This window comes from Sulfurovum sp. (genome assembly GCF_041562805.1).
Classification (GTDB): domain Bacteria; phylum Campylobacterota; class Campylobacteria; order Campylobacterales; family Sulfurovaceae; genus Sulfurovum.
This window is the reverse complement of sequence record NZ_JBFFOH010000078.1, coordinates 1-11152: the sequence shown is the minus strand read 5'-3', so window position 1 is coordinate 11152 and position 11152 is coordinate 1. Positions and strand designations below refer to the sequence as shown.

The 11152-nt window shown below is 37.1% G+C and carries 9 protein-coding genes and 1 pseudogene; 5 read left to right on the top strand and 5 right to left on the bottom strand.

Going from position 1 to position 11152, the window contains the following annotated elements:
* From ABYK33_RS09770 to ABYK33_RS09760, 3 genes and pseudogenes are all read right to left on the bottom strand, one after another.
* Positions 1–462 (bottom strand): annotated as a pseudogene (locus ABYK33_RS09770) (cell division protein FtsZ); the annotation flags it as partial.
* A 37-nt stretch (positions 463–499) separates the two neighbouring features.
* Positions 500–1891 (bottom strand): cell division protein FtsA, encoded by a 1392-nt coding sequence (ftsA, locus tag ABYK33_RS09765; RefSeq protein WP_373032980.1) that lies wholly within the window; start codon positions 1889–1891, stop codon positions 500–502.
* The gene (locus ABYK33_RS09760; RefSeq protein WP_373032979.1) at positions 1888–3363 is read right to left on the bottom strand and encodes a peptidylprolyl isomerase; all 1476 of its coding nucleotides are present in this window, start codon (positions 3361–3363) and stop codon (positions 1888–1890) included. Before ABYK33_RS09760 ends, ftsA begins: the two co-directional genes overlap by 4 nt.
* Before the next feature lie 83 nt (positions 3364–3446).
* Between ABYK33_RS09760 and ABYK33_RS09755 the strand changes: the two genes are divergently transcribed.
* Entirely contained in the window at positions 3447–4754 is a 1308-nt protein-coding gene (locus tag ABYK33_RS09755; RefSeq protein WP_373032978.1) for an adenosylmethionine--8-amino-7-oxononanoate transaminase, read from the top strand.
* A 2-nt stretch (positions 4755–4756) separates the two neighbouring features.
* On the opposite strand, the gene ABYK33_RS09750 is transcribed toward ABYK33_RS09755, so the two are convergent.
* Entirely contained in the window at positions 4757–5998 is a 1242-nt protein-coding gene (locus tag ABYK33_RS09750; RefSeq protein ID WP_373032977.1) for a tetratricopeptide repeat protein, read from the bottom strand.
* Between the two features lie 130 nt (positions 5999–6128).
* On the opposite strand from ABYK33_RS09750, the gene ABYK33_RS09745 reads away from it, so the two are divergent.
* Positions 6129–6593: a hypothetical protein gene (locus ABYK33_RS09745; RefSeq protein WP_373032976.1), complete on the top strand. Its 465-nt coding sequence runs from the start codon at positions 6129–6131 to the stop codon at positions 6591–6593.
* Positions 6594–6604: 11 nt separating this feature from the next.
* Here ABYK33_RS09745 and ABYK33_RS09740 read toward each other — a convergent pair whose 3' ends face one another.
* Positions 6605–7180 (bottom strand): class II aldolase and adducin N-terminal domain-containing protein, encoded by a 576-nt coding sequence (locus tag ABYK33_RS09740; protein ID WP_373032975.1) that lies wholly within the window; start codon positions 7178–7180, stop codon positions 6605–6607.
* 84 nt (positions 7181–7264) lie between these two features.
* Here ABYK33_RS09740 and rsmH point away from each other — a divergent pair, with 84 nt between their 5' ends.
* From rsmH to ABYK33_RS09725, 3 genes are all read left to right on the top strand, one after another.
* On the top strand, positions 7265–8200 hold the full coding sequence (gene rsmH, locus ABYK33_RS09735) for a 16S rRNA (cytosine(1402)-N(4))-methyltransferase RsmH (RefSeq protein ID WP_373032974.1): 936 nt from the start codon (positions 7265–7267) through the stop codon (positions 8198–8200).
* On the top strand, positions 8190–8459 hold the full coding sequence (locus ABYK33_RS09730; RefSeq protein WP_373032973.1) for a hypothetical protein: 270 nt from the start codon (positions 8190–8192) through the stop codon (positions 8457–8459). The genes rsmH and ABYK33_RS09730 overlap by 11 nt, the downstream gene beginning before the upstream one ends.
* On the top strand, positions 8459–11152 hold a 2694-nt coding region (locus ABYK33_RS09725; RefSeq protein ID WP_373032972.1), incomplete at its 3' end, for an efflux RND transporter permease subunit. The genes ABYK33_RS09730 and ABYK33_RS09725, both read left to right, overlap by 1 nt.

Here is an 11152-nt window from a genome sequence, read left to right as displayed (position 1 = left end):
TTTTGCAAGCTTTGTTCTTTTTCTACCTTCAAATTTAAAAGGACTTGTTACGATAGAAACAGTCAGTGCTCCCACTTCCTTTGCAGCTTGTGCAATGATAGGTGCTGCACCAGTACCTGTACCACCACCTAGACCAGCAGAGATAAATACAATATCAGAACCAGCAAGCATTGTTTTGATGTCTTCAAAGCTTTCAAGTGCAGCTTCTCTACCTTTGTCCGGAATCATACCAGCACCAAGACCTCTTGTTGCATTGATACCTAATTGCATTTTGAATGGTGCCAAAGAACTTTCCAGTGCCTGAGCATCCGTATTTGCAACAATTAGATCAATACTGTTGATTCCCTCACTTATCATGTGATTGATCATGTTTCCACCACCGCCCCCGACGCCGATAGCTTTGATTTTCGCTCCATTTGTATGACATTTTGTTTCGATAATGTCTATTTCAAACTCTTCCATTTTCTCCCCCTTTATTTGATGTGTTTAAAAAATACTTTTAAAAAAGCTGCCTTGCCCAACTGGCTAGTTTTTTAAATGGATTTTTATTTTCATGACCTAGATCAGGTAGATCGTCAAATGATATGGTTGACTCTTCCTGATCTTCTTTTTTTGCTTCTTTCTCTTCTTTATGACCTTTTTTGACCTGTACCTCTTCAGCATTATTTGTCTTATGACCTATGCGGATGTCACTTAGGTTGTCTTCGAACATTGCTTTGGAATGTAATAACTCTTGTTGGAAATCTATCTCATATTGAGTATGCCCACCAGCTTTATAGAGTAGTAATCCTACTACCGTCGAGAAGGCCGGATCTTTTAGTTCATCAAAAAGACCATTGATCTTATCTGGGTAAGCAACTCTTACAGGCATACCACTGAAGATAGCTTGTGCCAATTCTCTGATACCTTTAAGTTTTGTCATTCCTCCAGTGAGAATGATACCTGCACCTATCTGTTCTTTTAATGCAGATTTTTCTAATGACTTCGCCAAGATCATAAGTGCTTCTTCTACACGTGAGAAAATGACAGAGTGAACGACTTCCAAGGATACACCATTACGACTCTCTTCATCACCTATGATAGGAAGCTCTATGATCTCATTTGAAGTCTCTGTAAGATCACCGTGACGTACTTTCACATTCTCAGCTATTTGCAGAGGTGTATGTAGTGCCATAGAGAGGTCATTGGTGATGTGGTTTGAACCTACACCTAAGAAGTCGTTGTATCTGATGGAGTTACCGGTATGGATGACAAGGTTACTTGTTTGACCACCAAGGTCAATGACAGCAACACCAAGTTCTTTTTCATCTTCATCCATTGTAGCAATGGCAGAAGCATAACCGCTTAGAACAATGCCATCTATCTCTACACCTGCGGAACGTACTGCTTTTTTAAGATTTGAAAGATTTGACTTTTGTGTCATAATGATGTTGACATCTACTTCCATACGACTTGCATTCATACCGAACGGATCTTCTATAAAGTCCTGGTCGTCTACTCTAAAGTTATAAGGTAATACATGGATGATATCATACTCGGTAGGTACATTTGCATTATAGAGTGCAGTTTGCATCACACGATTGATCTCTTTAATAGAGATGTCTTTATGTGGTATGTTGACAATACCGGTTGACTGAAGGCTCTTTGCATAGGCATTAGAGATGGAAACAGTTGCAGAAGTAATGTTACTTCCTGCAATACGTTTTGCATCGTTGATAGCTTTTTTTATGGATTTTGAAGCAAGTTCTATATTGGTTATAGCACCTTTTTTAACCCCTTGGGATTTAGTGATGCCATGCCCTTGTATTGTGACTTCGGAGTCTTTGATTTCAGCGATGATAGCGCATATTTTAGTGGAACCGATATCAATAGCTAAAATTGTGTCACTCAATTGGTTAGCCCTCCCATAAAGACTTCTGTAGGATATTGTTTATCTAACATTTTAATCAAGTTAGACTCAAATGTACTTTGTTTCAATTTATTCGTAGTTTGTTTTACAAAATCTGTCTGATTTACATCCATCGGAAGCAGTTTTTGTTCCAAAATACTATAAACTATAACTTTATCGAATACACTAATAATACCTTTTTCTTTTGACGATGTAAAGAGTTTTTGTAGAAATTGTAAACTTTCTTGAGTATTTAGTGGATTTAGGTTGACATTTTCCTCTAGTTTTACAAAATCAGAGATGATGGTATCGTTCTGATCAAGGTTTTTAAGTGTTGACTCTGCTAATGTCAAAAGGGCTTCTTTTTTAGCTTGTTCGGTATAAAGTACAGTAACCTGTTCTTTGGCTTCTTCGTAGGTCTTTACTTTTGGTAACACTATGTTTTCTATTTTTACAGTGGCATAGGTGTCTGCAACTACTTTAGGTTTGAGTATATCTCCTACAGATTTTTCTTTCAGTGCACTCCATACTTCTTCTGTAAGCTTTGCATCTCCCATTGTAAGTGTGATCTTTTCAGTGTTGTCAAGGTTACCTTTTTTAAATGCAATATATTCTTTTTGTGCTGCTTTTTTTGTTTTCTTTATTTTTAGATCTTTTGTCGCCAATACTTTAGCTTCTTCAAAAGGAAGTTGTTTCCCTGTTTCATCAGTATAGTTGAAACTGTTTGTATCATAGTGTGCCTTGATCTCATCTTCAGAGACAACAGTCTCGTTACTCTGTGTCCACACAATAGAGAGTTCATACATTTGTGGTGTCAAAAAGTTTTCTTTTTGCATCTCCCAGTAAGCTTTTACTTTTGCTTCATCCATAACAAAGTTCAGATCATCGTTCGTCAATACTTTATATGCCAATTTATCACTCACATTCATAGCTGCAGAAATGGCCTCTTCTTCAAGCGGTAAAGTCCCAACGGCAAGTAGTGAAAATGTTTTTTCAAGGATAAGCTCTTCTCTCAGTGTATCTTCAAAGACATTGGCTCTAAGTTGTTGACTTCTGAGGTACCCATCATAGATCTCTTTATTGAAAACACCATCTTTTTGGAATGTTCGAAGTGCTTGTAATCTCTGTGCTACTTCCATATCAGAAACGATGATCCCAAGATCTTTTGCGAAGTTTAGGACTTTAGCCTGTGTTGCCAGTCTGGCGAATGCTTGCTTGATCAATCCCATTTCTTGAGCTTGCTTATCATCAAGTGTACCTTGCATTGCCTGATTGTATTGGTTGTATATATTGCTGTAAACCATGTTTAGTTTTGTTTGTTTGATCTCAATATCACCTACTTTTGCAACACTGCCTGCTTTGGAACCAAAACTGTAACTTCCCCAACCTACAAAACCTGCACCAATAAATGCGATGGTTGCTACCCATATTGTCCATACCAAATATTTATTGTGTTTTTGCATCCAACTAATCATACTTCATCTACCTTCAATCAAAAAATTTGTACAATTCTACCTAAAATAAGCTTATCGCTAATGAATTGGAGTGTGAAAATAGTATGTCTAATAAAAATACGAAAATGATGCAGCGAGACCTGGAAGTAATATGGCATCCATGTACACAAATGAAGGATCATGAAACCTTGCCGCTTGTACCTATTAAGTCAGGTAAAGGTGTCTATCTTTATGATTTTGACGGGAATTCTTATATCGATGCAATAAGCTCTTGGTGGGTAAATATTTTTGGACATGCAAATGAAATCATAAACAATAAGGTCAAAGCCCAAATTGACACACTTGAGCATGTGCTACTGGCAGGGTTTACACATGAACCTGCTATAGAACTTGCCCATAAACTTGTCAACATTACGCCTAAGGATCTGGCAAAAGTTTTTTATGTTGACAATGGTTCTTCTGCTGTGGAAGCAGCATTGAAAATGAGCTATCATTATCATCTGAACAGAGGAAAGCGTAAAGCACTTTTTCTCTCATTGTCAAACTCTTATCATGGAGAGACGATAGGGGCATTGAGTGTAGGGGATGTTGAACTCTATAAAGAAACGTATGAGCCACTTCTTATCGCCAACATGCAAGTACCTGTACCAAAAGACCAAAGTATTGATGCAGCCAATGAGGCATTGGTTGCTTTAGAAGAAACCTTGAAAGAGAGATCTGAGGAGATAGCAGCTTTCATTATTGAACCTCTGATCCAGGGCGCAGGGGGGATGCATATGTATCACCCAGCCTATCTTATAGGCGCAAGACACTTGACCCAAAAGTATAATGTACACCTTATCGCGGATGAGATCATGACAGGGTTTGGGAGAACCGGAAAGATGTTTGCTTGTGATCATGCCGAGATATCGCCAGATTTTATGACACTATCTAAAGGCTTAACAGGTGGTTATTTACCGCTTTCAGTCGTGATGACAACCACTGATGTATATAACGCTTTTTATTGTGATTACAATGAGTATAAAGCTTTTTTACATTCCCACAGTTATACAGGAAATCCTTTGGCCTGTGCAGCGGCATTGGCAACTTTCGAGATATTTGAACAAAATGATATTTTAGGTGAGAATGAAAAGAAAAGTATATACATAATGGAGAAACTGGAAAAGTTTTCTCTTTTATCCAATGTCAAAAAGATAAGACAACAGGGTATGGTCACCGCTATAGAATTAGAGGGGTACCAGGCGACTGAACGTATAGGGTTGAAGGTCTATGAGTATGCTTTATCGCAAGGTGTATTGCTCAGACCACTGGGACATGTGATCTATTTCATGCCCCCTTATGTTATTGCATATGAAGAGATAGACAAAATGATCGATGTCGCGTATGAAGGAATAAAGAGGCTACTGAAGTAAGTTTACCGTTTAAAAAAACCACGGTTTTGTTTTTTTAAACGCTTGTAATGTTTCTCAGCCCTTTTTATGCCAAAGTCCATCGCTTCTTTGTAGAATTGTTCAGCCTTCTTTTGGTCTTTTCCTGTACCTATACCATATTCATAAAATTGTGCTAGGTCACTGAGAGCCTCAGGGTAGTCTTCAAGTGCTAAACTATGCATTTGCGTAAATGCTTCAGGTACATCCTTTGTGATCAAAGTACCTTTATAGAGTTCTCTGGCTAACATGAATTGTGCAAATTTTGATTCTGTTGCGGCACAGACGAGCAGGAGTTGTGACGCTTCGATATCTTTTTTATCTTCTGTTAGTTGTTTGATATATGTGAGGGTTTCTTCTATGTCTGCTTCACTATAACCTTCTTGAGAGATCTTTCTTAAGAGGTTTTCGACAGAATCAAATTTTTCGTAAGTTCCTTCTATAGGTGGATATTGTTTTTTCATACTAAGAAGTTTTTGTGCAATGTAAGGAATGGCTTTATAGTTAATTGAACGTGCTTCTTCTTCTGTTTTTATAGCAGGCTTCAGTTCTTTTAAGGGATCTTCTTTGGAAATTCTTTCCATTTGTATAAAGGGTTCACTCTTTTCTATAATCACTTCTTCTTTTTTGGGAGTCTCTTGTGTAACAGGTTCTTCTTTTAGTGTTTCTATGGTATCAAAAAAAGTATCTTTAGGTATGTGAGAGGTATCTATAGCTTGTTTGTTTATTTCTTTTGGAGAGTCAAAGAATGTATCTTTTGACGTGTGTGCGACACCCATTTCAATGTTGTCAGTCAGTACGTTATCAATGTCAATATTTAGCAAGGCATCAAAATCACTATGATCCACTTTTTTTGTTTCGACTTTTTTTCTGACTGGAAGTTCATCAAGAAGAAAATCATTAATGTCAATCTCTTGAGGTTTTTCAACTGTGTTTGATGTGATAAAAAGATCGAACTCATCAATGATAGCTTGATCCTCTTCTGCCATAGTAGCTTGAGCTTTTTGTGAAGTTCTCTGTAGGATATTTTCTGTAGGTGTTTCAATATATCGGTTTATCAGTCCCTGTGCCTGTGCATAGTTTTCTGCTTGAATTGCTGTAACGATCTCTTGTATTTTCACATCTGATTTAAGTTGTACCAACTTTAAAATCTGAAGCTGTATGGTCTCAACATCAGTGATAGAAATGGCATGGTTAATGATACTTAATCTTTTCTTCGTCTGATTCATATCAGTTATCCTGTGTTAGATTATATTTGGAGGAGTATAACAAAAGTATGCTTTACAGAAGTGTTGTCACATGCATAACAGTTGTCTTTCATTATAATGGTAACTATATACTAGTAGAGAAGGTTTATGTATGAAAATATTTATTATTATTTTGGCGCTGATGTTAGAACTTGGTGCTGTAGGTCAGACAGCGTTGATAGGAAAGTGGCAGGCTGTCACGCAAACGACACACAATGGCACATTAACTATAGAGAAGGAGTATCTACATTTAAATACAAACAAAACTTTTTTTATTACACTGCTTGTCAGTGTCCAAAAAGGGGATGCTTTTGTCAAAGATCTTCAGATAAAAGGTTCAGGTATCTGGAAGGTTTCAGATCATACACTGGTTATTGTAGTCAACAATGTTGAAGTGCCTTTTGCCAAAGAAATTTATCGTATTTCTCAAGCCTCATTGCGTACACTTGCAGACAATTTCAAACGTAAATTTCAAAATGAGCCTATACGTATCATCACCATAAAAAGTATGGATCAAAATACTTTTCTCACTGTCAACGAAGCGTCAAAAGAAACACATTACACACGACAGAGGTAAGAGACTGTATGCTAAAGATTTGCAGATAAAGCCAGCAACCTACAAGAGTTCTCTAAGATAGAGATTTTTTTGGCCATTTCTGTGATGTCTCTGTCATAAGAGATGAGACCAAAACCTTTGATAAGAAGCAAGTGGGTGTCATGCTTTTGAAAAAACTGTGGGATCTCGTAAGGTGCACGTTCCAGCCAGTCATCTATATTTTTTGGATCGTATACGATGACCTCACCTAAGACTTTTTGTCCAAAATAGTCTTTTGGTGATACTTTACCATGTTTGAGTGAGTAGGCAGTTGCGTATGGGGGCATGGTATAGCAGATATATTTTGCATTGGGGATGCTTTCGTAGATATGTTCATGTATGTGTACATCTGCATTTGCCATACTCCATCGATAGTCTCGCTTATGACAGTCAAGTCTTACCAGTGAGTCTTCTGTAATTTCATCCAAGATCGTATCTTTAGAGTTAATGATAAATCCACTGCTACTTACACGCGCAGAGATAGAACCGTGATATACACTAAAGAAGTTTTTGTTAAACAAAGAGAGTGAAACATGTTTAATGTCTTCGATAAGATGATTATCTACCATATATTGAGCCTTTTTTCATCTAATTTCGCTATTATAACATTGATAATTAAATTTAACTAATGATAGTATCTCCAAAGGATCTTAATGCAAACACCTCATATTCCTGTACTTTTAAATGAAGTGTTAGAGAGCTTTAAAAATGTAGGAGAAGGTTATTTTGTTGATTGTACACTTGGATATGCCGGGCATAGCTCTGAAATGTTGGCCAGATATGAAAACCTTAAACACATAGGGATAGATAGAGACGATGAAGCTTTGGCATTTTCCAAAAAACGTTTAGAGCCTTATGAGAATCGTAGCACACTTTACAAGGGTACATTTGCAACTGTATTTCCTACATTGCAAGAGAGTCCGATAGTAGCGGTGTTGGCAGACTTTGGTGTTTCCTCTTTACAGTTGGATAAAAAAGACAGAGGTTTTTCCTTTACGTCTGAGACACTGGATATGCGTATGGATGCATCATCTGCACTTTCAGCTTATGAAGTGGTGAATGAGTACACTAAAGAAAAATTGGAATATATCTTTGATACGTATGGTGAAGTACGTTCATTTAAAAAATTGGCCTCTGCTGTAGTGGAAGCCAGAGCACAAGGGCCCATCAACTCAGCTAAAGAGTTAAGTGAGATCGCTAAAACGGTTATTCCTGCAGGAGGTAAGATACACCCCGCAACCTTGATGTTTCAGGCTATTCGTATAGAAGTTAACAATGAACTGGGTGAGATAGAAGGTTTGCTTGATGCCTTAGAGCAAAAGCATGTGAAAGGTGAAGTCGTTTCTTTGATCTCTTTTCATTCCTTGGAAGACCGTTTGGTCAAGAATCGTTTTAAAAAATGGGCACAAGCATGTATCTGTGATCCTCAAGCTATGCGCTGTACCTGTGGCAAGAATCATGCGTTAGGTAAAGCCTTCTCTTCGAAACCTGTAACTGCTGATAAAGTGGAACTCAAGATAAATCCGCGAAGCAGATCTGCAAAACTAAGAAGTTTTAGATTTAAAAAAGACAGTGATCATGACAAGTAAAAAGAAAAAGTCCAAGCCTAACGGTATTACTTTTGGTATGGCAATGGTCATACTGATGTCTGTTAGCATTGTCTTGATCTTGACAACAATTAAAATATATTTGAGTAATCAAATTTATTATGAGAGTAAAGTTGTAAACAAAATGAAAAGAGAAGTTTCTGCATTGAAAGCAGAGAAGATGATGCTTGAACAGAGTGTAGAGGCATTAAGGTTTAAGAATAGGGTGACTGATACTATCTTTGCTATCCAGGAAAACTAATGATACGTAGTTTTATCAGTTTTGCAGTAGATAAACCTATTATCAACCATATTTTGATGGTCTTTATGCTGCTACTCTCGGTTTTTGCATATCAGAATATTGCTAAAGAGATCTTTCCTCCTTCAACACTTGATCAGATATCTGTACAGGGCGGATATGTAGGTACAAGTGCTGATGTCTTAGATAAGATGGTTGTTTCAAATATAGAAGATGAGCTTAAAAGTCTTGCAGAGATAGATACACTTTATACCAGTATTCAAAATGGAAGTTTTAGTATCAACGCAGATATCAAACCGGGTAGTGATACACAGTTAGTACTTTCTGATGTGAAAGATATCATTTCAAAAACAAGACGTGACCTTCCTGCTGATATGGATGAACCTCTTGCACGTATTGTAGTACATGAATATCCACTTTTACTTGTAGCGGTCTCTGGGGATGTAGGGAAGAAAGCACTTATTGATGCAGCAGATGCGCTTAAAAGCAAATTGGCACTTATTCATGATCTCAGCAGTATAGAGATACGTGGGGACACAGACGAAGAGGTGGTTATACAATTAGACCAAAAAAAATTAGAAGCATATGATCTGGATAAATCTTCTGTCTATAAGGCTATCTCAAGTATCTCAAGTATTTTCCCCGCAGGAACACTTGATGGTCAGGGTGATCATCTGTATATTTCTACTATCAATGGTGAAAAAGATGCAAAAGCATTAGGGCAAACTTTACTGAGTGTAGGAGGTAAAAGTTTTCGTTTAGAGGATGTAGCTGAGGTGTATTATGGATTAGGGGACCCTACACAGATCTCACATTATAACGGTAAGCAGAATATTTCTCTAAATATAAATAAAAGTAAAGAAGGTAATGCCATTGCATTGAGCAAAGAAGTACGTAAAACACTTGCAGATTTTAATGAAAAATATGAGAATATCCAATTTGAAGCCTATACGGATACTTCGATATGGATCAAAAATCGTTTGAATCTAGTTTCTTCTAACATATTATTTGGGCTAATTTTGGTCTTTATGGCACTCTTTTTATCTGTCAATATGCGGATCGCATGGGTGGTAGGCATAGGAATCCCGGCTAGTTTTTTTATTACGCTCATTGTGATGGATATGATAGGCTACAGTTTAAACATGTTGACACTTCTTGGCGCACTCATTGCTCTTGGTATGTTGGTCGATGAAGCTATAGTAGTTGCAGAAAACATCTATCGACATATGGAAATGGGAAAGAGTCCGAGAGAAGCTGCTATACAAGGTTCTGTCGAGATGTTCCCCGCAGTACTTACTGCTACATTGACCACAGTATTTGCATTTTTACCACTTTTGATCATGAGTGGGAAAATGGGAATGTTCATGCAGGTCCTGCCTGTGATGATATCGGTACTGCTTATCTCTTCTTTGTTTGAAGCATTTTACTTTTTACCACTGCATGCAAAAGAGTTTTACTCTATGGGAACCTTTAAAAAAGAGAAACATGAAGACAATTTTTGGGAAGGATGGATAGCACGATATCAGAAATTTCTAGGAAAACTTTTAGAGCATAAGAAGCGTTCTCTGGCGATCATATTGACTTTTATCATTTTGGGAACCCTTGGAATGGTAAAGATCACTAAGTTTCAGCTTTTTCCTGAGTTTGATGCACAGCAGGTCTATTTAAATGGAAAAGTAAACATAAATAATGATCTACAAGATACTGAAGTCTATGTAACACAGATAGAGGAAGCACTACTAGAAATACTGGATAAAAAAGAGATGGATTCAGTCACTTCGGTAATAGGATTTAAATTTAACAAAGACCAAAGCTTTGAGATAGGGGAGAACCTGTTCCAGATCTTTATAAACCTGCACGAAAAAGCACCTGAAAACTTTTTTGACAGATATATCAACCCGGTATTTTCCCTTGAGTATGATGACAGTGACATGATACGACAAAGAATCTCTCAGGATATCTCAAAAGAGATACAAGAACGCATTGTTGAAAAATTTAAAAAACAGGAAGTCCATGGGAAAAAACTCTATGAAGAGTTTAATGTCTATGTACAACAAGCTGGTATCGTAAGTAACGATATAGAGATCGGCTTTGAACATCCCGATAGAGACAAAATGTTGGCTTCAATGAAAAAAGTAGAAGAAAAGCTTGATAGTATCAATGGAGTAGAGGATATTGCAGACAATGCCAATGAAGGAGAACGCGAACTTAAGTTACGTGTCAATGAATACGGGCAGCAACTAGGTTTTAGTGAAGGGTATGTTACTTCGGTATTGAAGGGTGCCTTTCTCAAGGCCGAGTATGCAAAAATGTTCAATGAAGAAGGTTTGGTCAGGGTTAAAATAGAAGATGTTTATAAACAAGATTCATCAGCTATAGGGAACTTTAAACTGACTACACCAGATGGACAGAAAGTGGTACGACTTTCAGATATCTGTGATTTTACCTATCAAAAGAGTTTTGTCAAAATATTTAAAGAAGATGGTGAAAAAGTACGTTCACTGTATGCAAGGGTAGAGAAAAAGATCATTACTCCAGTTGAGGTCATGCAACAATTAAAACCGCTTTTGGATGAAATAGAAACTGAAGGTGTGAAACTTATTATTAAAGGTGAAGAAAAAGAGAATGCAAAGCTTCAAAAAGAGCTTGGACAGGCATTGATGATCGCTACTTTTCTTATCTTTATTACGCTGGTG

Coding starts and splice junctions, on each gene's coding strand:
- ABYK33_RS09760 (WP_373032979.1), bottom strand. CDS start 3,363: ATGATTAGTTGGATGCAAAAACACAATAAATATTTGGTATGGACAATA.
- ABYK33_RS09755 (WP_373032978.1), top strand. CDS start 3,447: ATGTCTAATAAAAATACGAAAATGATGCAGCGAGACCTGGAAGTAATA.
- ABYK33_RS09750 (WP_373032977.1), bottom strand. CDS start 5,998: ATGAATCAGACGAAGAAAAGATTAAGTATCATTAACCATGCCATTTCT.
- ABYK33_RS09745 (WP_373032976.1), top strand. CDS start 6,129: ATGAAAATATTTATTATTATTTTGGCGCTGATGTTAGAACTTGGTGCT.
- ABYK33_RS09740 (WP_373032975.1), bottom strand. CDS start 7,180: ATGGTAGATAATCATCTTATCGAAGACATTAAACATGTTTCACTCTCT.
- rsmH (WP_373032974.1), top strand. CDS start 7,265: ATGCAAACACCTCATATTCCTGTACTTTTAAATGAAGTGTTAGAGAGC.
- ABYK33_RS09730 (WP_373032973.1), top strand. CDS start 8,190: ATGACAAGTAAAAAGAAAAAGTCCAAGCCTAACGGTATTACTTTTGGT.